Origin of the sequence: Schlegelella aquatica (genome assembly GCF_026013905.1) — a bacterium.
GTDB classification, from domain to species: Bacteria; Pseudomonadota; Gammaproteobacteria; order Burkholderiales; family Burkholderiaceae_C; genus Caldimonas; species Caldimonas aquatica.
The window spans coordinates 2,726,953-2,748,232 of sequence record NZ_CP110257.1; the positions used below are offsets into that span (position 1 = coordinate 2,726,953).

Genomic DNA, 21,280 nt, shown 5'->3' on the forward strand with positions numbered 1-21,280 from the left:
CTCTACAATCCCACGCTTTCGCGCGCACCGGTCTTGGGTGCGCCCTGGGGCCGTTAGCTCAGTCGGTTAGAGCAGAGGACTCATAATCCTTTGGTCGCAGGTTCGAGCCCTGCACGGCCTACCAAGAAGATCGAGCGGGCCCTGGGCGGCGGGGCACGCAGTCGCCGGAGTGTCCCCCGGCGCCGGCCGGTGGCCGCCCCTCCTCCTCGATGTCCTGCGGCGGCGGGGTCACCCGTCCGCGACCAACCCTCAATGGATCAGCCCCTGCCGCACCGCATACAGCACCAGCTCCGCGGTGCTGGCCACGCCCAGCTTTTCGAGGATGTGGGTGCGGTGCGTGCTCACGGTCTTCACGCTGATCATCATCTCCTCGCCGATCTGCGTGAGCGACAGGCCTTTGAGCAGCATCAGCATGATCTGGTGCTCGCGCGTGGACAGGCGCTGGTGCGGCGGGCGCTCGTCGGCGCCGTGCAGCTGCGCCTGCACGAGCGGCGCGGCGCGCGCGCTCAGGTACTGGCCGCCGGCGGCCACGCGGCGGATCGCGGTCACGAGCTCGGCGGGTTCGGCGTCTTTGGGCAGGTAGCCGTTCGCCCCGGCCTTCACCGCGACCAGCGCGTACTGCGCCTCCGGATACATCGACAGCATCAGCACCGGCAGCGTGGGGGCCGCGCCGCGGATCGACTCCAGCACCTCCAGGCCGCTGCGCCCGTCCATGTTGATGTCCAGCAGCACGAGGTGATAGCGGTGCTCCTTGACCATCTCCAGCGCCTCGCTGCCGTTGCGCGCCTCGCCGGCCACGCGCATGTCGGGCTCGTCGAGCAGCAGGCGCCGGATGCCGGAGCGGAAGATGGTGTGGTCGTCGGCCAGCAGCAGGTCGATCATGGCGGCGCTCCCTACAGCAGCGGGGCACGCAGGCGCAGCCGCGTGCCGGCGCCGGGCGCCGAGTCGAGGCTGAACTCGGCGCCGATCTCGCGCGCGCGTTCGCTCATGCTGAGCAGGCCGAGTGCGTTGCGGCCCTGCGCGGCGGGGTCGAAGCCGAGGCCGTCGTCTTCGAGGCTCAGCATGAGCATGTCGCCTTCGGTCGTGAGGGCCGCACGCACGCGCGCCGCCTGCGCATGGCGCGCCACGTTGGTCAGCGCCTCCTGGAAGATGCGGTACAGCGCGATCGCACGCTTGGGCGACAGGCGCACCGGCGTGGGCGCTCGCGCGTCCAGCGTATGCGGCACGCCCGAGCGCGCGCTGAACTCGCCCAGTTCTCGCGCGATGGCCGCCGCGAGGTCCAGGTGCTCCAGTTCGCTGGGCCGCAGCGCCTCCGACATCTCGCGCACGGTGTCGATCGTCTTCTGCGTCAGCGCGATCAGCCCGCGCGTGAGCTCCTGCAGCTCGGCGCTGTCGGCGCGGCGCAGCACGCGCGTGGCGTCCATCTTGAGGGAGGTGAGCATGCCGCCGAGCACGTCATGCACGTCGCGCGCGAAGCTCAGGCGCTGCTCCTCCAGCTTGCGGTGGGTGTAGGCCGAGAGCTGCTGCAACTGCTCGCGCGAACGGCGCAACTCCTCCTCGTTGCGCAGCCGCTCGGTCGCGTCGATGCCCACGCCGATCACCGCCGGCCGGCCGCGGTAGAGGATGCGCGAGCCGTGCACTTCCACCAGCAGCTCGCGCCCGTCGCGGTGCAGCAAGTGGGTGATGAAGTGGATGCTGGGCGGGTCGGCGTTGAGCCGCTTGTAGTACAGCCGCAGCACCTCGGGCAGGAAGTGCGGTGCAATGAACTTCGTCAGGTGGCCACCGATCATTTCCTCGGGCGTGTAGCCCATGATGGCCGCGAAGGTGTGGTTGGTATAGACGCAGCACTCGTCCTGCAGCACGTAGATGCCCGCCACCGACTGCTCCACGATCGCGTGGAAGGGCACGTCGGAGAGCGTGGCGCGGTCGAAGTCGGTGGTCATGTCGGGCACCGGTCCATGGTAGGCAAGCCCGGCGTCAGATGGCGCAGGGCTTCCCCGGAGCGGTTCTCGGAAGTTTCCGATGGCTGCGAAACAGGATGTATCGAACGGTGGGCGCACCGGTCGTGAGGAGGGCGCCGTGCGTCGCTCTCGGGTCTTCACTGAGGCCCCGGCGAGAGGCGGCTTTACCCCGAGGCGCTTTCGGAAATTTCCGATGGTCCGGTGCAGGCCGCCTCCGTAGTCTGCAGGCCGGCATCCCAGATCCAGCATGAACGAGGAGACCCCCATGAGACAGCTTCGACATGCCGCCGGCGGCTTGTGCATCCTGGCGGCAACGCTGCTCACCGCCTGCGGCGGCAGCGACGGTCCGCCGCCCACCGAGCGCAGCACTCGGCTGGGCACCGTGGCGGGCGTGGAGCAGTCGGGCACCTACGCATGGCTGGGCATTCCCTTCGCGAAGCCCCCGGTGGGCGCGCTGCGCTGGCGGGCACCGGCCGAGCCCGACGCCTGGAGCGGCAAGCGCGACGCCAAGGCCTTCGGCAACGCCTGCATCCAGAACGGCCGCATCTACGGCCCGGGCAGCAACAACACCTACGACGCCACCATCGGCACCACGCTGAACACCCCGGTGGGCAGCGAGGACTGCCTCACCCTGAACATCTGGCGCCCGGCCAACCGCGACAACAACCTGCCGGTGCTGTTCTTCGTGTACGGCGGCAGCAACATCTCCGGCTACACCGCCGATCCGGTCTACAACGGCGCGAACCTCGCCAAGACCGCCAACGCGGTGGTGGTGACGGCCAACTACCGCGTGGGGCCCTTCGGCTTCTTCAACGCCGCACAGATCAACGCGCTGGCCGCCAGCCCCGAGGAGGCCTCGGGCAACTTCGCGCTGCTGGACATCATGCAGGCGCTGAAGTTCGTGCAGCAGAACATCGCGAACTTCGGCGGCAACCCCGGCAACGTCACGCTGATGGGCCAGTCGGCCGGCGCGATCAACACCTGGGCGCTGCTGGCCTCGCCGAAGGCGGCGGGCCTGTTCCACAAGGCGATCCCGTTGTCCGGCGGCCTCTCGCTGGCCAGCAACCTGCCGGCCGGCACCATCCCCACGCTGAACCCGGCGACCACCTACGCGGCGCAGGCCGACAACCTGCTGTACCAGCTGCTGATCGCCGACGGCCTGGCCGCCGATGTGCCCGGCGCGCAGGCCTACGTGGCCACGCAGAGCAACCAGCAGATCGCCGACTACCTGCGTGCCAAGCCGGCGGGCACGATCCTGACCACGCTGCTGACCAAGGGGCTGACGGGAAGCGGCCCCATCCCCGACGGCACGGTGCTGCCGCTGAACCCGATCGACGAGATCGCCGCCGGCCGCTACAACAAGGTGCCGGTGCTGGCCGGCAACACCGCCGACGAAGGCAAGCTGTTCGCGCCCTTCCTCACGCTGCTGGGCGGCCCGCCGGGCTTCATCATGAGCGACGCCGAACGGTTCGCGAAGATGTTCGATCCTGCGCAGGCGGCCGCGGTCACGATCGACCAGGTGATCCACCCGGCGTACCTGCCGGTCACGGCACCCGGCACCGGCTGGAACGCCAAGACGGCCCTGCTGGCTTCGGTGTTCATGGGCCCCAGCCGCGACAACGCGCTGAACACGCTGAAGACGCAGCAGTCCAACGTCTGGTACTACAAGTTCAGCTGGGCGCAGGAGCCCGCGCCGTGGAACGACATCTACGGTGCCGCGCATGCGTTCGACCTGCCGTTCGTGTTCGGCAACTTCGGGCCCTCGCTGTTCGCCAACGCGGTCAACAGCAGCGCCAACCAGCCGGGCCGGCTGGCGCTGTCCGGCGCGATGATGCAGAGCATCGCCGCCTTCATGCGCAACGGCGACCCCAACAATGCCAGTCTCGGCGTCACCTGGCCGGCATGGCCCGCGACGCTGGTCTTCGATGCCTCGCTCACGCAGGCGCAGATCAGCGTGCAGTGAGGAAAGGCGCGGGATGAACACGCTGATGGGCAGCATGATGGGGACACCGCTGCTGGTGTCCTCGCTGATCCGCCACGCCGCGCGCCACGCGGCCGACACCGAGATCGTGTCGCGCCGCGCCGAGGGCGACCTGCACCGCACCACCTGGGCCGCGCTGGAGCTGCGCGCGCGCCGCCTCGCGCAGGCGCTGGAGCGGCTGGGCGTGGCCGCGGGCGAGCGCGTGGGCACGCTGGCCTGGAACGGCTACCGGCACGTGGAGATCTACTACGGCAGCGCCGGCTCGGGCCGCGTGTGCCACACGATCAACCCGCGGCTGCATCCGGAGCAGATCGCCTGGATCGTCCACCATGCGCAGGACGCGGTGCTGTGCTTCGACCGCAGCTTTCTGCCGCTGGTGGAATCGCTGTGGCCGCAACTGGGCTGCGTGCGCCATTTCGTGCTGCTGGCCGATGCGGCCGACATGCCCGAGGCGTCCACCGTGCCGGGGCTGCTGTGCTACGAGACGCTGGTGCAGGCCGAAGACGGCGGGTACGAATGGCCCGAGCTCGACGAGGACGCTGCCTGCGGGATCTGCTACACCTCGGGCACCACCGGCGACCCCAAGGGCGTGGCCTACAGCCACCGTGCCACGGTGCTGCACGCGATGGCCTCGGCCTGCCCCGACGCGCTGGGCCTGTCGTCGCGCGATTCGGTGCTGCCGGTCGTGCCGATGTTCCACGTCAACGCCTGGGGCCTGCCGTACTCGGCCGCGATGGTGGGCGCCAAGCTGGTCCTGCCCGGCGGGCAGCTGGACGGCGCCTCGCTGTACGAGCTGTTCGAGCGCGAGCAGGTCACGTTCACCGCCGGCGTGCCCACGGTGTGGCTGGGGGTGCTGGAGCATGTGCGGCGCCACGGGCTGCGGTTCTCCAGCCTGCAGCGCGCGATGATCGGGGGCTCCGCCTGCCCGCCGTCGATGATGGAGGCGTTCGAGTCGTACGGCGTCGAGGTGCTGCACGGCTGGGGCATGACCGAGATGTCGCCGATCGGCACCGTCTCGCGGCTGAAGGCCAAGCATCTTCACCTGCCGGCCGCCGAGCGCCACCGCCTGCTGCACAAGCAGGGCAGGGCGCTGTTCGGCGTGGAGATGGAAGTGGTGGACGACGACGGCCGCCCGCTGCCCTGGGACGGCGCCAGCGCCGGCGCCCTGGTGGTGCGCGGGCCCTGGATCATCGAGCGCTACTACCGGCACGAGCGCAGCGCGCTGATGGAGCTGCCCGGCCGCGGCGCCTGGTTCCCCACCGGCGACATCGCCACCATCGACGCCGACGGGTTCATGCAGATCACCGACCGCATCAAGGACCTCATCAAGTCCGGCGGCGAGTGGATCGGCTCCATCGACCTGGAGAACGTGGCGATGGCGCACCCCGCGGTGCAGGAGGCCGCCGTGATCGCCGCGCGTCACGAGAAATGGGGCGAGCGCCCGCTGCTGATCGCGGTGCGCAAGCCCGACGCGGCCCTCACGCGCGAGGAGCTGCTCGCGTTCTTCGAAGGGCGCGTCGCGAAGTGGCAGGTCCCCGACGATGTGGTGTTCGTCGAGGCGCTGCCGCACGCGGCCACCGGAAAGGTCCAGAAGCTGAAGCTGCGCGAGCAGTTCAAAGACCACCTTCTCCATTCCCACCCCGCTCACTGAAGGATCCCCCATGACGTTCGACCGCCACGCCGTCCCGCTCGCCGTGCTGCTCGCCTTCAGCGGCGCGGCCTTCGCCCAGGCCAAGGGGGAGACGGTGAAGATCGCCTGGATCGACCCGCTGTCCGGCCTGATGGCCCCGGTGGGCCAGAACATGCTGAAGACGTTCCAGTTCTTCGCCGAGAAGTTCAACAACGACCCCAAGCTCAACCCGTCGGGCGTGAAGTTCGAGCTGGTCACCTTCGACAACAAGCTCAGCCCGTCGGAAACCCTGAACGCGCTGAAGTCGGCCACCGATCAGGGCATCCGCTACGTGGTGCAGGGTGCCGGCTCGAGCGCGGCGCTGGCGCTGTCGGACGCGGTGGCCAAGTTCAACGAGCGCAACCCGGGCAAGGAGGTGCTGTACATCAACTACGCGGCCGTGGACCCGGACCTGACCAACAGCAAGTGCAACTACTGGCACTTCCGGGTGGATGCCGACACGTCGATGAAGATGGAGGCGCTCTCCACCTTCCTGAAGGAGCAGAAGGCCGTCTCCAAGGTCTACCTGATCAACCAGAACTACACCCACGGCCACCAAGTCTCGCGCTACGCCAAGGACACGCTGGCGCGTAAGCGCCCGGACGTGCAGATCGTCGGCGACGACGTGCACCCGCTGGCGCAGGTGCGCGACTTCGCGCCCTACGTGGCCAAGATCAAGGCCTCCGGCGCCGACACGGTGATCACCGGCAACTGGGGCTCGGACCTTGCGCTGCTGGTGAAATCGGCCAACGAGACGGGGCTGAACGTCAACTTCTACACCTACTACGCCAGCCTCACCGGCGGCCCCACCGCGATCGGCGCCGCCGGCGCGGGCAAGGTGTTCGAGGTGTCCACGCGGCATTCCGCGATGGGCGGCGACGTGCGCAAGTACGGCGACGAGTTCAAGTCCCGCTTCAACGACGACTGGAGCCACGGCCCGGTGTTCCATGCCTACGCGCTGCTGGCGCAGGCGATCGCCAAGGCCAAGTCCGTCGACCCCGGCAAGGTGGCCGCGGCGATGGAGGGGCTGAAGTTCAAGAGCTACAGCGGCGAGGTGGAGATGCGACGTGCCGACCACCAGCTGCAGCAGCCGCTGTGGATCTCCGTGTGGCAGAAGGCCGACGCGAAGCTCAACTACAGCGTCGAGAACACGGGCCTGAACTTCCAGCCGGTCAAGGTCTACGACGCCTACGTGTCCAGCACGCCCACCTCCTGTCAGATGAAGCGGCCGGGCTGAACCGCGTGGACCCCTCGCGATCGGCAGCCTCGACGGCCTGAGCTCGGGGCTGCTGCCGTTCGTGCTCAGCTCCGCGCTCGCGGGCCAGGTCGGCGACCGTGGCGGCGACCGTGGCGCCGGCGTACTTGCTCGTCCAGGCGCGGTGCGTGGCCGAACGGGTGCCGTGCTTGCGGCACGACTGGGCCCCCGCGCCTCAGTCCCACTGCGCCCTCACCCGCGCGAGCACGTCGAGTGTCGCGTCGCCCCCGGTCGGTTGCGGGCGCGCTTGGCCGTCCGGCGTAAGCGGCCCGACGGCTTCGAACAGGCGCGAGACCGGCTCGGGGATGAAGCGGGTGAGCGAGGCGTAGACGTGGCGCCCGCCGAGCCGGGACTGCTGATGCACGTAGAAGCGCTGCGGCACCATCACATGCAGGTGGCGCTGCGCGCGTGTGAGCGCCACGTACAGCAGGCGCCGCTCTTCCTCGATCTGCGCGATCTCGCCGGTGCTCAGATCGGAGGGGATGCATCCGTCCACCGCGTTGAGGAGGTAGACAGCCTGCCATTCCTGGCCCTTGGCGGAATGGATGGTCGACAGGATCAGGTAGTCCTCGTCGCGGCCGGGGGCACCGGCTTCGTCGCTGGTGGCTTCCGGCGGGTCGAGCGTCAACTCGGTGAGGAACCGCTCGCGGCTGGAATAGCCCGCTGCGATGCGGGCCAGCTGGTCGAGGTCTGCCAGACGCACGGCGACGTCCTCGTACAGCCGCTCGAGCATCGGGCGGTACCACTGCACGGCATACGCCACCTCGTCGGGCCACGCGACCTCGCCGCGACGCAGGCGCGTGAATGCGCGCACCAGCTCGGGCCATTGGCCGGCCGCCGCCGAAGGCGGCTTGAACGCGGCCAGCGCAGCAAGCGGATCGGCCTGCTCGTGGATCGCATCCAGCAGCCGGCGCGCTGCCGCCGGGCCGATGCCCGGGACGAGCTGTGCGACGCGAAAGCCGGCCAGCCGGCTGCGCGGGTTCTCCACCCAGCGCAGCAACGAGAGCACGTCCTTGACGTGCGCGGCCTCGAGGAACTTGAGGCCGCCGTACTTCACGAATGGGATGTTGCGCCGCATCAGCTCGAGTTCGAGCGCCGCGCTGTGCAGGCTGGAGCGGAACAGCACCGCCTGGCGACGCAGGGCGAGCCCGCCTTCGCGGTGCGCCAGCACCTGGTCGGCCACCCAGCGCGCCTGCGCCATGTCGTCTTCGACCGTGACGAGCTGCGGTCGGGGGCCGTCGCGCCGATCCGTCCACAGCCGCTTGGCGTGGCGCTCGGCGGCCCGCTCGATCACCGCGTTCGAGGCATCGAGGATCGGCTGGGTCGAGCGGTAGTTGCGCTCCAGCGTCACGACGCGCGCCGGCGGCTCGAACTGAGAAGGAAAGTCGAGGATGTTGCGCACCTCGGCCGCGCGAAAGCCGTAGATCGCCTGCGCGTCGTCGCCCACCACCGTGAGGCCGCGGCCGTCGGGCTTGAGCGCGCGCAGGATGCGAGCCTGGAGCCGGTTCGTGTCCTGGTACTCATCCACCAGCACGTGCTGGAAGCGCTCGCCCAACTCCCGGGCAAGGCGGCCGTCTTCCATCATCTGGGCCCAGTACAGCAGCAGGTCGTCGTAGTCCAGCACCCGCTGGGCTTGCTTGGCGCTCACGTACGCCCGGAACAGCCCCTTCAGTTCCGCCGCCCACTCCGCGCACCAGGGGTAGTGCAGCTGCAGCACATCCACCAGGCGTTCCTCGCTGTTGACGGCACGCGAGTAGATGGCCAGGCAAGTGCCTTTGAGCGGGAAGCGCTTGTGGGTCCGGCCCAGGCCTTGTTCTTCCCGCAACCAGCCCATCAGGTCCTCGGCGTCCCCCCGGTCGAGCACGGTGAACTGCTCGGACAACCCGACGCGGGCGGCGTACTCACGCAGCAGCCGCGCGCCGATCGCGTGGAAGGTGCCGGCCCACGGCAACTCCGGCGGGCGTCGCGTGCTCGTCTGCCCCAGGGCCTGTTGCAGCAGCTGCCCGGCGCGGCGCTCCATCTCCTGCGCGGCGCGGCGCGAGAATGTGAGCAGCAGCAGGCGCTGGGGATCGGCCCCGGCGAGCACCAGCCGCGCGACGCGCGCGGCCAGGGTCATGGTCTTGCCGCTGCCGGCGCCGGCGACCACCAGCAGCGCCGGCGCCGAGGGTTGGCCCACGCCGTGCTGCACCGCCTCGAGCTGCTGCTCGTTCAGCTTCGACCACGGCCCCTGCGCGGGCGCGGCGAGATCCAGATCCGGGGCGAGGACAGAGGGCACGGGCAAACGGCGTCGGCGGGGCGGAACGGATGCCAACTGTATATCCGTCCAGAGGGCCGAAGCCGTGACTTTTTCGGTGCGCGGGCGACCTCCCGCGCAGGGTTCAGCGCGCCGGCACCTGCCGCTCGATCAACCGCACCAAGGCCCACAGCGCGCGGTTCACGGGCGTCGGCACGCCGAGTGCCTCGCCGCGGGCCACGACGTGTCCGTTGAGATGGTCGATCTCGGTGGGTTTGCCGCGCATCAGGTCCTGCGCGGTGGAGGAGTACTGAGACGGCATGGTCTGGGCGATGCGACGCACGGCCTCCCACACGTCGCCCGGCACCTCGACGCCTTCGGCCCGGGCCACCTCGAGGCACTCGCGCACGACGTCGCGCATCACCGCTTCGACGCCCTGCCCTTGCACCAGCACGCCGTACGGCAGACGCGTGATCGCCGACAGGGCGTTGTAGGCGCAGTTGAGGATGAGCTTGGCCCACAGCGCACCGCGCACGTGCTCGCTGAACGCGATAGGCACACCCGCCTCGGTGAAGGCGGGCGCCAGACGCTCGCTGTGCGGCCCGGGGGGCACGACCAGTTCGCCGCGGCCGTGGTGGCGCACATGGCCCGGCCCGGCCAGCTCGACGGCCACATACACCACCGCCGGACTGACCGGCCGGCCGAGCACCGCGGCCAGCCGCTCGGCGTTGTCCACACCGTTCTGCAGGCTCCAGACCTGCGTGTGCGGGGCGAGGTGAGGGGCCATCTCGCGCCCGGCCGCCTCGGTGTCGGTGGACTTCACGCAGAACAGCACGAGGTCCGCATCGCGCACGGCCGAAGCGTCCGTGCTCGCGCGCATCGGCACACGAAAGCGCCCGAACGTCGCCTCCAGCACGAGCCCCCCCGCCTGCACCGCCTCGACGTGGGAGGGGCGCCCGATGAGGGCGACCTCCTGCCCGCCACGCGCGAGCATCGCCCCGTAGTAGCTGCCGACGGCCCCCGCGCCCATCACCGCGATCTTCATGATCTGCTCCTTGCGCAGCGAGGCCACCCCGGCGGCGCCTGCGCTGAAGGAAAGCATTGTGCGCCGATCGGTGGCCCCCGGCACGCAGCTGCTGCCGGGTGCCCCGCCGTGGCGGGGGACGTCGGGGAGCTCAGCCCTCGCGGCGCGAGGCGCCGCGAGGCCAGCGTGCGGCGGCGTGCCAGTCCTCGCTGTCGAACCAGGGATCTCCCTGCAAGCAGGCGCGCAGCATGTCGAGAGCGTCGAAGCCCCAGAAGAGCCGGTCGTCCACTGCAAAGGTGGGAACGCCGAACACGCCGCGCCGCACGGCGTCCTCCGTCGCGGCGCGCAGCTCGGTCTTCACGTCCTCGCCCTGCGGGGCGCGGCGCGGCGCGAGCGCCTGGGCGAGGGCTTCCAGGCGCTGCGGGTCGTCGGCGTTGTCTCCCGTCGTCCAGACGTGGCGGAACAGCGTTTCGCACACATGGCGATTGGGCAGCGTGCCGGGCTCGCCGCAGGCGAGTGCGAGCCTGAGCAAGGGCAAGGGATTGAACGGATGGGCGGCGGGCAGCCGCAACGTGAGGCCGTGGCGCCGGGCGAGCCACAGGACGTGGCGGTACGTCCAGGCGCGCTTCGGGGCGATCTCGGCAGGCCCGAGCTGGCCGTGGTGCTTGAGCATGGCGCCGAACAGCACCGGCTGGTACTCCACTTCGTGGCTGATCCCTTGGAGTGCGACCGGCAGACGTTCGAACGCCAGCCAGCAGTAGGGCGAGACGACGTCGAAGTAGAAGGTGATGCGCTTCATCGCGTGCTCCCGCTGGCAGGATTGCGGGCCTGCGCCCTTCGGTCGTGGCGCCGCTCACGCAGCCGCATCCACACGGCGCGCTTGTCCTCGTCGCTCAGGCTGGACCACGACGCGATCTCGTCGATGGTGCGCAGGCACCCCTCGCACCACCCTGTGGCGGGATCCATGCGGCACACGCCAACGCACGGGCTGCGGACGGCGACAGCGGGTGGGCGGGTCATCTCGATCTCAGCCCTGCACGACGTCCGCCACCGGGGCGCCGCCGGTGAGCGCGACCAGTTCCTTCGGCGAAAGCCGGAATACGCCGTTCGGGTGGCCAGCGGCGGCCCAGATCTCGTCGAAGCGGAACAGCTCACGGTCGATCAGCGTGACCGGCGGGCTCGCGTGGCCCACCGGCGAGACGCCCCCGATGCTGTAGCCCGTGCGCTCCTTGACGAACTCGGCATCGGCCCGGCCGATGGGGCCCACCAGGGCGGCCACCTTCTTCTCGTCGACCCGCTTGTCGCCGGAGGTGACCACAAGCACGGCGCGATCGTCTTCCTTGCGGCGGAAGATCACGCTCTTGGCGATTTGACCGACGGTGACGCGCAAGGCGTCGGCGGCCTCCTGCGCGGTGCGCGCCGCGACCTCGAGGTACACGGGCGCGTGGGGGTGGCCGAGCGAGGCCAGCAAGTGCGCCACCCGGCGAAAGCCCTCGGGACGCTCGTCGAGCACGGTCGTCATTCGCCCGCCCTCCCTGCGGCCGCAGCCGGGGTGCGCTTGGCCAGCAGGGCGTTGGCCACACGCGAGACCGGCTTGCGTCCGAGCACGTCGGAGATAAAGCGGGCCGCGTCGACCAGCGCGTCCAGGTCGATGCCGGTCTCGATGCCGAGGCCGTGCAGCATGAAGACGACGTCCTCCGTCGCGACGTTGCCGGTGGCCCCCTTCGCGTAGGGGCAGCCGCCCAGGCCCGCGACGCTCGCATCGAAGGTGTGGATGCCCATCTCCAGACAGGCGTAGATGTTGGCGAGCGCCTGCCCGTAGGTGTCGTGGAAATGGCCGCTCACCTCGTGCAGCGGATAGTGCTTGAGCGCCCGCTCCATCGCCGCCTGGACCTTGTGCGGCGTGCCCACGCCGATCGTGTCGGCCACGCCCACATGATCGACGCCGATGTCTTTCATGAGGCGCACCACGCGCTCGACCTCGTCCAGCGGCACCTCCCCCTGGTAGGGGCAGCCCAGCGCACAGGAGATCGCCCCGCGCACCTTGAGCCCGTGGGCATGGGCCTGCGCGACCACCGGGCGGAAGCGCTCGATCGATTCCTCGATAGAGCAGTTGATGTTGCGCTGGCTGAACGCCTCGCTGGCCGCCCCGAACACGACGACCTCGTCGGGCCGGGTGGGCAGCGCCGCCTCCAGCCCCTTCATGTTGGGCACGAGCACCGAATAACGCACGCCCTGGCGGCGCGCCAGGCCCGCCATGACCTCGGCGTTGTCGGCCATCTGGGGCACCCACTTGGGGCTCACGAAGCTGGTGACCTCGATCTCGCGCAGGCCCGCGGCCTGCAGACGGTGGACCAGCTCGATCTTGTGCTCGGCCTCTACCGGCTGCTTCTCGTTTTGCAGCCCGTCGCGGGGGCCGACGTCGACCAGGGTGACACGGGTAGGCAACACCATCATTACTCCATGCGCAGTGGCGTGGGCCACTTCGGATTCTGCACGCCGGCGCGGCCTTTCACCTGTTTGAGGGATGGGCCTCCCGGCGGGCCAAAGGGACAATCTCCCACAAGGACTTGCTTCATGGACGCCAACCATCGCCTGCATCTGGCCACGAAGATCCACTTCGGGCTGCTGCGGCATCTGGGCGAAGGGATCGACATCGGCGCCATGCTCAAACGCGAAGACTACGCACTCGACGTGATCAACGTCTGTCTGGCCTGCGACGACGCCGAACTGCGCGGGCTGGCCGAATCCTTCAGAGGCGCGAGTACGCCCACGCCCGACCCCGGCCCCGCACTCCGCGCGCCCCATGCGAGCCCCTGGGCCGCCCAGACGTCGGGCTTCGGGCTCTCCGAGCCACCGCCGGGCCCATTGCAGGGCACGCCGGGCGTGGCCCCCGGGGCGCGCTGGTGGGAGCGTTGGCTGCGCTACCTGGCTCCCCGCGCGGCGCGAGCCGCAGCCCCAGGCGACGAGGACGCCCGCTGACGCCCCGCCTCGCCTCGGATCTTCGCCTTGGGGCAGACCGCGCGGGTGGCGGCCCGGCTTCGGGCGGCCGGACGCCGCGCCTCAAGCAGTCTTGAGCCGCAGCAGCTCGGCCCCTTCGGCCACCTGGTCGCCCACCGCGTACAGCACCTCCTCGACCACGCCGTCCATCGGCGCGGCGATGCTGTGCTCCATCTTCATGGCCTCCATCACCGCGAGCGCCTGGCCCTTCTTCACGGCCTGCCCGGCCTGCACGTGCAAGGCGATGAGCTTGCCGGGCATCGGGGCCGTGAGCCGGCCGCCCTCGCCAGCACCTTCGCCGGCGTGCGCGATGGCGTCGACCCACTGCACCGCCGTCGCACCCTGCGGCGCGAACACGGCGAAGGATTCGCCGCGCCGGTAGACCGCGAGCGTCCAGCGCGCCTGGCCGAGCTGCACGTCGTAGCGGTCCTGGCCGAGCTCGCGGCTGCGCAGTGCGAGGCGCTCGCCCCCCAGTTCCAGCGCATGACTGCCGTCGTGCAGGTAGTCGAGGAAGGCGACATGCCGCTGCCCGGCCACGTCCAGCTCCATGCGGCGGCGCGCCATGCCGTGCAAGCGCCAGCCGTCGCGGCGCGACCAGGGGTCGGGCGTCTCGAGCCGGCGCTCCTCGCCGAGCACGCAGGCGGCCACGCCCGCCACGGCGCAGGCGAGCGGCACGCCCTCGACGCCGAACAGCGCCTCGCGCTCGCGCTCGATGAGGGCGGTGTCGAGGTCGGCCTCGCGGAACGAGCGGCTGCCCACCACCCGCCGCAGGAACGCCACGTTGGTGTGCAGCCCGACGATGTGCGTGTGCGCCAGCGCCGCATCGAGCCGGGCCAGCGCCTGCTCGCGCGTGTCGCCCCACACGATGAGCTTGGCGATCATCGAGTCGTAGTACGGCGAGATCTCGTCGCCCTCGCGCACGCCGGCGTCCAGCCGCACGGGGGCGACGCTGAACTCGCTGGCCGGCGGCGTGCGGAACACCTCCAGCCGGCCGGTGGCGGGCAGGAACTGCGCCTCGGGGTTCTCGGCGCACAGCCGCGCCTCGATGGCGTGGCCGCGGATGCGCAGGTCCTCCTGCCGGGCCGGCAGCGGTTCGCCGGCCGCCACGCGCAGCTGCCACTCGACCAGATCGTGGCCGACGATGGCCTCGGTCACCGGGTGCTCGACCTGCAGGCGGGTGTTCATCTCCATGAAGTAGAACCGGCCATCCTGCTCGGCGATGAACTCGACCGTGCCCGCCCCGACATAGCCCACCGCGCGCGCGGCGGCGACCGCGGCCTCGCCCATCTCGCGCCGGCGCGCCTCGGTCATGCCCGGGGCAGGCGCCTCCTCCAGCACCTTCTGGTGGCGGCGCTGCACCGAGCAGTCGCGCTCGAAGAGGTAGACATAGTTGCCTTGCGTGTCGCCGAAGACCTGGATCTCGATGTGGCGCGGGCGGGTGACGTAGCGCTCGACGAGCACGTGGTCGTCGCCGAAGCTGGCCTGCGCCTCGCGCTTGCACGAGGCCAGCGCCTCGATGAAGTCCTCGGGGCGATCGACTCGCCGCATGCCCTTGCCGCCGCCGCCGGCGCTCGCCTTGATGAGCACCGGGTAGCCGATGCGGTCGGCCTCGCCCATCAGGAAGTCGGCGTCCTGCTGGTCGCCGTGATAGCCGGGCACGAGCGGCACGCCGGCCTGCTCCATCAGCGCCTTGGCCGCGGCCTTGCTGCCCATGGCCGCGATCGCCGAGGCGGGCGGGCCGATGAACACCAGCCCCGCTTCGGCACAGGCCGCGGCGAAGTCCTCGTTCTCGCTGAGGAACCCATAGCCGGGGTGGATGGCCTGGGCGCCCGTGGCACGGGCCGCCTCGATGATGCGCTCCCATCGCAGGTAGCTGTCGCGCGGCGCGGAGCCGCCGATGTGCACCGCCTCGTCGCAGGCGCGCACGTGCTTGGCCTGCGCATCGGCGTCGGAGTAGACGGCGACCGTCTTGACGCCCAGGCGCCGCGCGGTGGCGGCCACCCGGCAAGCGATCTCGCCGCGGTTGGCAATCAGGATCTTGTCGAACATTTTCAGACTCCCGCGGCGAGATCGCCTGCGCACGCTGCGCGTGCCAGGCGCTGTGGCTTCGCCGCTGCGCCGGCCGGGGCCGGCTGGTCGCCGCGGTTGGCAATCAGGATCTTGTCGAACATTCTCACACCCCTTGCCGCTGGGTCCACGCGGCAGGCCGCTTGTCGAGGAAGGAGCGCACGCCCTCGCGGCCCTCGTCGCTGGCCCGGATGTCGGCGATGCGGCGGGCCGTGTCGTCGCGCAGCTCGGCGGAGAGGGGCTGGCCCGCCACCTCCTGCACCAGCCGTTTGCAGGCCTTGACCGCCTGCGGGCCGTTGGCGACGATGGCCTGCACAATGGCCTCCACCTTGGCATCCAGCGCCTCCGGGGCGCACAGCTCGTGCACGAAGCCCAGGCGGTGCGCCTCGGTTGCGCTGAAGCGCTCGGCGGTGACGAAGTAGCGCCGAGCGGCCTGCTCGCCCATCGCGCGGATGACGTACGGGCTGATCGTCGCAGGCAAGAGACCCAGCTTGGCCTCCGACAGACAGAAGTGCACGCCCTCGGCGGCGACCAGCACGTCGCACACCGCCGCAAGGCCCACCCCGCCGGCGTAGCAATCGCCCTGGATGCGGCCGATCACCGGCACCGGGCAGCTGTAGAGGGTCCACAGCATCTGCGCCAGCCGCGCCGCGTCGTCCCGGTTCTGCTCCCAGGTGTAGTCGGCCATCGCCCGCATCCAGTTCAGGTCGGCCCCGGCGCTGAAGGCCTTGCCGTGGGCGCCCAGCACGATGGCGCGCACGCCCTCGTCCTCGCCGAGCGCGGCGAAGGTGCGGGTCAGCTCGGCGATGGTCTCGTCGTTGAAGGCATTGCGCACGTCGGGCCGGTTGAGCCAGACGCGGGCCACGGGGCCGTCGCGGCGCACGTCGAGTGTCGAAGCCATGGGCGGAACCTCCTTACATGCGGAACACGCCGAAGCGCGTCTCGGGGATCGGTGCGTTGAGCGCGGCGCTCAGGCCGAGCGCGAGCACATGGCGCGTGTCGGCCGGGTCGATCACGCCGTCGTCCCACAGGCGCGCCGAGGCGTAGTACGGATGCCCCTGGCGCTCGTACTGCGCGCGGATCGGCGCCTTGAAGGCTTCTTCCTCCTCCGCGCTCCAGGTGCCGCCCTTGGCCTCGATGCCGTCGCGCTTGACGGTGGCGAGCACCGAGGCCGCCTGCTCGCCGCCCATCACGCTGATGCGCGCGTTGGGCCACATCCAGAGAAAGCGCGGCGAGTACGCCCGGCCGCACATGCCGTAGTTGCCGGCGCCGAACGAGCCGCCGATGATCACGGTGAACTTGGGCACCTGCGCGCAGGCGACCGCAGTCACCATCTTGGCGCCCGCACGCGCGATGCCGGCGTTCTCGTACTTGCGGCCGACCATGAAGCCGGTGATGTTCTGCAAGAACACCAGCGGGATCTTGCGCTGGCAGCACAGCTCGATGAAGTGCGCGCCCTTGTCGGCGCTCTCGGCGAACAGGATGCCGTTGTTGGCGACGATGCCCACCGGCATGCCCTCGATGTGCGCGAAGCCGGTCACCAGCGTCGTGCCGTAGCGCGCCTTGAACTCGTCGAACTCCGAGCCGTCGACGATGCGGGCGATGACCTCGCGCACGTCGAAGGGCTTGCGCGTGTCGGTCGGGATGACGCCGTGCAGCTCCTCGGGGGCGTACTTGGGCGGGCGCGGCGCCACGCACTGCAGCGTGTGAACCTTGCGCCAGTTGAGGTTGGCCACCGAGGCGCGCGCCAGCGCCAGCGCGTGCAGGTCGTTCTCGGCGAGGTGGTCCGCCACGCCCGACAGCCGCGTGTGCACGTCGCCACCGCCCAGGTCCTCGGCGCTCACCACTTCACCGGTGGCAGCCTTCACGAGCGGCGGGCCGCCCAGGAAGATAGTGCCTTGGTTCTTGACGATGATCGTCTCGTCGCTCATCGCCGGCACGTAGGCCCCGCCGGCCGTGCACGAGCCCATCACCACCGCGATCTGCGGGATGCCCTGCGCGCTCATGTTGGCCTGGTTGTAGAAGATGCGGCCGAAGTGATCGCGGTCGGGGAAGACCTCGTCCTGGTTCGGCAGGTTGGCGCCGCCCGAGTCCACCAGGTAGATGCACGGCAGCCGGTTCTGCTGCGCGATTTCCTGCGCGCGCAGATGCTTCTTGACGGTGACAGGGTAGTAGGTGCCGCCCTTGACGGTGGCGTCGTTGCAGACGATCACGCACTCGACGCCCGACACGCGGCCGATGCCCGCGATCATGCCGGCCGAGGGCGCCTCGTCGTTGTACATCCCGAAGGCCGCCAGCGGCGCGATCTCCAGGAAGGGCGTGCCCGCATCGAGCAGCATCTCGACCCGCTCGCGGGGCAGCAGCTTGCCGCGGGCCAGGTGCTTGGCGCGTGCGGCCTCGCCGCCGCCCTGGGCGATCTGGTCGAGGCGCTGGCGCAGGTCGTCCACCAGCGCGCGCATCGCCTGGGCGTTGTGGCGAAACTCCTCGCTGCGGGGGTTGAGCCGGGATTCGAGCGTCGGCATGGACAGTCTCCGGTCGGGGTTCAAGCGGTCTTGGATTCCTGCAACTGCAGTTCGTCGATCATCTGCTGGCGCATCATGAACTTCTGCACCTTGCCGGTCACCGTCATCGGCATCTCCTGGACGAAGCGGATGTAGCGCGGCACGACTGCAGGCTCGGGGCTCGAGGCAGATGCGCTCATGTCTTGTCTCCCGGATGTGCTTGTGGTGTGGACAGGGCAATCCGCCGGAGATTAGGCGGTGAAAACCCACCTCGGCGGCCAAGAAGGTTGCAAATCGTGCCACCTGGCGAGACACTCCCCTCATGCCTCGCCGCCGCCCCTCGCCCTCGCCCCGCAGTGCCAAGGCCGCCTCCCCCGCCGGCGGCCGTGCCCTCACGCCCATGGCCTTCATTCACGCCATGCTGGTCGCCTACCGGCGGTACCGCAAAGACCCGACGGCGGCTCTCCAGGAGGCACAAATCACGCCAGAGCATCTCGCCGACCCGGGCGGGCGGATCACCGCCTGGCAGATGGAGACGTTTTCACGCCTGGCGATGCAGCAGCTCGACGACGAGGCGCTGGGGTGGTTCTCGCGCCCCCTGCCCTGGGGCAGCTACGGAATGCTCGCCCGCGCCTCGCTGACGGCACCGAACCTCGGGGTGGCGCTCAAGCGCTGGTGCCGGCACCACGGGTTGCTCACGCGCGACATCGTCTTCACACTCCAGGAGTCGGCGGGCCTCGCCCGCATCGAGATCACCGAGCACCGCCCGCTCGGCGAGTTGCGCGAGTTCTGCCTGCTCACGAGCCTGCGCAACCTCCACGGCTACGCCAGCTGGGTGGTCGATTCACGCCTGCCCCTCGTGGCAGTGGACTTTCCCTTCGCGCCGCCGCCGCATGCCGACGTGTACCGGCCCCTCTTTCCGGGGCCGGTGCGGTTCGAGGCGCCCCAGACGGGCTTCACGTTCGATGCGCAGTACCTCAGGCTGCCCGTCCGGCGGGACGAGCAGGCCTTGCAGGCGATGCTGCAGCACGCCGTGCGGCTCATCGTGCTGCCCTACCGGCGCGACCGCCTGCTCGTGCAGCGGGTGCAGGAGCTCTTGCGCACCCGCAGCCACGAACTGCGCACGGCCGAGGAGCTCGCGCGCGAGCTGCATCTGTCGGTGCGCAGCCTGCACCGGCAGCTCCAGCAGGAGGGCGCGTCGCTGCAGGCGCTCAAAGACGAGGCCCGCCGGAACCGGGCGACGGCCTTGCTCACCCGCACCCGCAAACCGATCAAGCAGATCGCCCAGGCGGTCGGCTTCGACAACGAGAAGAGCTTCTCGCGGGCCTTCCGCGCCTGGACGGGGCTCTCGCCGCTCGAGTTCCGGCACAAGGCCTCGGCCCCCGCGGACCGCTACTGACGCCGGCCCCGCACGAAGCTGCCCACGGCCGCTGCGCCGCGGGTGCCCCCGACCGCGATCGGCCATCCGCGACGACACCATCGCCCCATCGAGGCCGCCCCTCGGGAGACAATGGGCCACCCACCCCGAACCCCGGAGACCGCCATCGCCTCACGCCCCCCTTCGCGCCCTGGCCCTGCTCCTTCGGCCCCGCCGAGGGGGGGGCGGGCGCCGAGCTGGAGAGCCTCAACGCCGAACTCGCCTTCCACGGCTATCCGGACAGCTTTCCGCTGGCCCGCCGCATCGGCCGGCGAGTGACCCTTTTCGTGGGCCCGCCCAACAGCGGGAAGACGCACGCCGCCTTCGAACGCCTGGCCCGCGCCGAGTCGGGCACGTACCTCGCACCGCTGCGACTGCTCGCCTTGGAAGGGCGGGACCGACTCGAAGCGCGTGGGGTGCCCTGCTCGCTGCTCACCGGCGAGGAACACGTGCCCGCGCCCGGTGCGCGGGCCGTCTCCAGCACGGTGGAGATGCTCAACACCCGCGATGTGGTCGACGTGGCAGTGATCGACGAAGCGCAGATGCTCTTCGATGCGGACCGCGGCTGGGCGTGGACCCAGGCCATCGTCGGCGTGCCGGCTTACGAAGTGATCGTGATCTGCTCGGCCTATGCGGTCGAGGCGATCCGCCGCCTGCTGGAAGTGTGCGACGAGCCGTGTGAGGTGCAGGTGTTCGAGCGCAAGCAGCACGTGCAGCTGCTGCGCACGCCCGTGCCGCTCGGCTCGCTGAGGAAGGGCGACGCGGTCGTCGCCTTCAGCCGCCGCGAGGTCCTGATGCTGCGCGACCGCATCGCCGAGAAGGGCATGCGGGTGAGCGTCATCTACGGCGCCCTGCCGCCGGAGGTGCGCCGCCGCGAAGCCGAGCGGTTCGCCGAGGGCGAGGCGCCGGTGCTCGTGGCCACCGACGCGATCGGCATGGGGCTGAACCTGCCGATCCGCCGCGTGCTCTTCAGCACGGTGGTCAAGTTCGACGGAGAAAAAGAGCGCGACTTGAGCGTCTCGGAAGCGCACCAGATCGCAGGGCGAGCCGGACGCTACGGCATCCACGAAGAGGGCCACGCCGGCGTGCTCCGCGAGGCCGAGCCCGACGCCCTGGCGGTGCTCAAGCATCTGCTGGCGCGCGAGCCCAAGGCGCCGCCGGGCTTCAAGGCCCGGGTGGCCCCCAACTGGTGGCATGTGCAGACGATCGCCGAGCGTCTGGGCCTGCACCGGCTGCGGCAGGTGCTCGGCGTGTTCATGGAGCGGCTGGAGATCGACAGCAGCCACTTCGAGGTGGCGTCGCTGGAACAGATGCTCGAACTGGCGGAGCACATCGACCGGGTGGCGGGCGTTCTGCCGCTGCGCGATCGCTTCATCTATGCCCAGGCGCCGGTGGACGTGGACGCGCCCACACAGCTCGAGCACTTTCTCACGTGGGCCGCGCAGCACGCCAGGAACGGCTCGGCCGGCGAGCCGTGGTTCCTGGACCAGGTGGACGAGCACAGCCGCCTGGACCGCATGGAACAGGCGCTCAGGCTGTGCTCGCTGTGGTTGTGGCTGGATCTGCGCTTCGAGGGTGTGTATGGCCACCTCGAAGCCGTGACGGGGCAGCGCGACGCGCTGAACCGCGGCATCGAGCGGCAGCTCAAGAGCCGCAAGCCGCTGTGGGCCACGCGGCGGCGGCGCTGACCGGCGGCCTCATGGACTCTCAGCGAGGCCGACGCGACGACGCCGGCGCGGGGCCACGGCGTTCGAGGTGACGGAAGGTGATCCGGCCCTTGCTCAGGTCGTAGGGCGACAGCTCCAGCGACACCTTGTCGCCCGCGAGGATGCGGATGTGGTTCTTGCGCATCTTGCCAGAGGTGTACGCCACCAGCTGGTGGCCGTTGTCGAGCGTGACGCGGTAGCGCGAATCCGGCAGCATCTCGTCCACCACCCCTTGCATCTCGATCAGTTCTTCTTTGGCCATGTCGTGGGTCCTAGCAGGGTTGGGGCAAGCGGCGGCCGGCATCGAGCCACGCGAGCGCATGCTCGGTGGCATAACGGACGGCTGCCTGCCGGTTGTCGAATCGGGGCACCAGGCGCCACACGCGATCGTGCGTGGAACTGCCCGTGCCCGAGCGGATGGAGACTGAAGCAGCGTACTGGCCGTCTTGCAGCTGCTTCACGAGCG

At 70.3% G+C, this 21,280-nt stretch carries 20 protein-coding genes and 1 tRNA gene; 7 read left to right on the forward strand and 14 right to left on the reverse strand.

Going from position 1 to position 21,280, the window contains the following annotated elements:
• Positions 1 to 47 precede the first annotated feature (47 nt).
• A tRNA-Ile gene (locus tag OMP39_RS12405) sits at positions 48 to 124 on the forward strand.
• A gap of 125 nt (positions 125 to 249) precedes the next feature.
• Here OMP39_RS12405 and OMP39_RS12410 read toward each other — a convergent pair.
• Both OMP39_RS12410 and OMP39_RS12415 read right to left on the reverse strand, forming a co-directional pair.
• Positions 250 to 882, reverse strand: coding sequence for a response regulator (locus OMP39_RS12410; protein ID WP_264892024.1), 633 nt, complete (start codon positions 880 to 882; stop codon positions 250 to 252).
• Positions 883 to 893: 11 nt separating this feature from the next.
• Positions 894 to 1,943, reverse strand: a complete 1,050-nt coding sequence (locus OMP39_RS12415; RefSeq protein WP_264892025.1) for a PAS domain-containing sensor histidine kinase — start codon at positions 1,941 to 1,943, stop codon at positions 894 to 896.
• Positions 1,944 to 2,226: 283 nt separating this feature from the next.
• On the opposite strand from OMP39_RS12415, the gene OMP39_RS12420 reads away from it, so the two are divergent.
• Genes OMP39_RS12420 through OMP39_RS12430 form a run of 3 tightly spaced genes read left to right on the forward strand, consistent with a single transcriptional unit; the run spans position 2,227 to position 6,848 of the window.
• Positions 2,227 to 3,924, forward strand: coding sequence for a carboxylesterase/lipase family protein (locus tag OMP39_RS12420; RefSeq protein WP_264892026.1), 1,698 nt, complete (start codon positions 2,227 to 2,229; stop codon positions 3,922 to 3,924).
• A 13-nt stretch (positions 3,925 to 3,937) separates the two neighbouring features.
• Positions 3,938 to 5,593 (forward strand): 3-(methylthio)propionyl-CoA ligase, encoded by a 1,656-nt coding sequence (locus tag OMP39_RS12425; RefSeq protein ID WP_280925512.1) that lies wholly within the window; start codon positions 3,938 to 3,940, stop codon positions 5,591 to 5,593.
• A gap of 10 nt (positions 5,594 to 5,603) precedes the next feature.
• On the forward strand, positions 5,604 to 6,848 hold the full coding sequence (locus OMP39_RS12430; protein WP_264892027.1) for a branched-chain amino acid ABC transporter substrate-binding protein: 1,245 nt from the start codon (positions 5,604 to 5,606) through the stop codon (positions 6,846 to 6,848).
• Between the two features lie 193 nt (positions 6,849 to 7,041).
• On the opposite strand, the gene OMP39_RS12435 is transcribed toward OMP39_RS12430, so the two are convergent.
• The 6 genes from OMP39_RS12435 to OMP39_RS12460 form a co-directional block, all read right to left on the reverse strand.
• Entirely contained in the window at positions 7,042 to 9,141 is a 2,100-nt protein-coding gene (locus tag OMP39_RS12435) for an ATP-dependent helicase (protein ID WP_264892028.1), read from the reverse strand.
• Between the two features lie 103 nt (positions 9,142 to 9,244).
• Positions 9,245 to 10,144 carry a ketopantoate reductase family protein gene (locus tag OMP39_RS12440; RefSeq protein WP_264894572.1) on the reverse strand — a complete coding sequence of 300 codons (900 nt, stop codon included), beginning with the start codon at positions 10,142 to 10,144 and terminating at the stop codon, positions 9,245 to 9,247.
• A 130-nt stretch (positions 10,145 to 10,274) separates the two neighbouring features.
• Entirely contained in the window at positions 10,275 to 10,922 is a 648-nt protein-coding gene (locus OMP39_RS12445) for a 2-hydroxychromene-2-carboxylate isomerase (protein ID WP_264892029.1), read from the reverse strand.
• Entirely contained in the window at positions 10,919 to 11,143 is a 225-nt protein-coding gene (locus OMP39_RS12450) for a DUF1289 domain-containing protein (RefSeq protein ID WP_264892030.1), read from the reverse strand. The genes OMP39_RS12445 and OMP39_RS12450 overlap by 4 nt, the downstream gene beginning before the upstream one ends.
• 7 nt (positions 11,144 to 11,150) lie before the next feature.
• Positions 11,151 to 11,645 carry a YbaK/EbsC family protein gene (locus OMP39_RS12455; protein ID WP_264892031.1) on the reverse strand — a complete coding sequence of 165 codons (495 nt, stop codon included), beginning with the start codon at positions 11,643 to 11,645 and terminating at the stop codon, positions 11,151 to 11,153.
• Positions 11,642 to 12,580 carry a hydroxymethylglutaryl-CoA lyase gene (locus OMP39_RS12460; protein ID WP_280925513.1) on the reverse strand — a complete coding sequence of 313 codons (939 nt, stop codon included), beginning with the start codon at positions 12,578 to 12,580 and terminating at the stop codon, positions 11,642 to 11,644. The genes OMP39_RS12455 and OMP39_RS12460 overlap by 4 nt, the downstream gene beginning before the upstream one ends.
• A 120-nt stretch (positions 12,581 to 12,700) precedes the next feature.
• Between OMP39_RS12460 and OMP39_RS12465 the strand changes: the two genes are divergently transcribed.
• Positions 12,701 to 13,105, forward strand: coding sequence for a hypothetical protein (locus tag OMP39_RS12465; RefSeq protein WP_264892033.1), 405 nt, complete (start codon positions 12,701 to 12,703; stop codon positions 13,103 to 13,105).
• A gap of 81 nt (positions 13,106 to 13,186) precedes the next feature.
• On the opposite strand, the gene OMP39_RS12470 is transcribed toward OMP39_RS12465, so the two are convergent.
• The 4 genes from OMP39_RS12470 to OMP39_RS12485 form a co-directional block, all read right to left on the reverse strand.
• The gene (locus OMP39_RS12470) at positions 13,187 to 15,172 is read right to left on the reverse strand and encodes an acetyl/propionyl/methylcrotonyl-CoA carboxylase subunit alpha (protein WP_264892034.1); all 1,986 of its coding nucleotides are present in this window, start codon (positions 15,170 to 15,172) and stop codon (positions 13,187 to 13,189) included.
• 124 nt (positions 15,173 to 15,296) lie between these two features.
• Positions 15,297 to 16,091 carry an enoyl-CoA hydratase/isomerase family protein gene (locus OMP39_RS12475; RefSeq protein ID WP_264892035.1) on the reverse strand — a complete coding sequence of 265 codons (795 nt, stop codon included), beginning with the start codon at positions 16,089 to 16,091 and terminating at the stop codon, positions 15,297 to 15,299.
• A gap of 13 nt (positions 16,092 to 16,104) precedes the next feature.
• Positions 16,105 to 17,712 (reverse strand): carboxyl transferase domain-containing protein, encoded by a 1,608-nt coding sequence (locus OMP39_RS12480; protein ID WP_264892036.1) that lies wholly within the window; start codon positions 17,710 to 17,712, stop codon positions 16,105 to 16,107.
• A gap of 20 nt (positions 17,713 to 17,732) precedes the next feature.
• Positions 17,733 to 17,891: a hypothetical protein gene (locus OMP39_RS12485; protein ID WP_264894640.1), complete on the reverse strand. Its 159-nt coding sequence runs from the start codon at positions 17,889 to 17,891 to the stop codon at positions 17,733 to 17,735.
• Positions 17,892 to 18,091: 200 nt separating this feature from the next.
• Here OMP39_RS12485 and OMP39_RS12490 point away from each other — a divergent pair, with 200 nt between their 5' ends.
• Positions 18,092 to 19,090 (forward strand): AraC family transcriptional regulator, encoded by a 999-nt coding sequence (locus OMP39_RS12490; RefSeq protein WP_264892037.1) that lies wholly within the window; start codon positions 18,092 to 18,094, stop codon positions 19,088 to 19,090.
• 269 nt (positions 19,091 to 19,359) lie between these two features.
• Complete coding sequence (locus OMP39_RS12495; RefSeq protein WP_425340677.1) at positions 19,360 to 20,796, forward strand: helicase-related protein; 1,437 nt, start codon at positions 19,360 to 19,362, stop codon at positions 20,794 to 20,796.
• Positions 20,797 to 20,815: 19 nt separating this feature from the next.
• Here OMP39_RS12495 and infA read toward each other — a convergent pair whose 3' ends face one another.
• Both infA and OMP39_RS12505 read right to left on the reverse strand, forming a co-directional pair.
• Positions 20,816 to 21,076 carry a translation initiation factor IF-1 gene (gene infA / locus OMP39_RS12500; RefSeq protein ID WP_264892039.1) on the reverse strand — a complete coding sequence of 87 codons (261 nt, stop codon included), beginning with the start codon at positions 21,074 to 21,076 and terminating at the stop codon, positions 20,816 to 20,818.
• A gap of 10 nt (positions 21,077 to 21,086) precedes the next feature.
• Positions 21,087 to 21,275 carry a hypothetical protein gene (locus tag OMP39_RS12505; protein WP_342454860.1) on the reverse strand — a complete coding sequence of 63 codons (189 nt, stop codon included), beginning with the start codon at positions 21,273 to 21,275 and terminating at the stop codon, positions 21,087 to 21,089.
• Between the last annotated feature and the right edge of the window lie 5 nt (positions 21,276 to 21,280).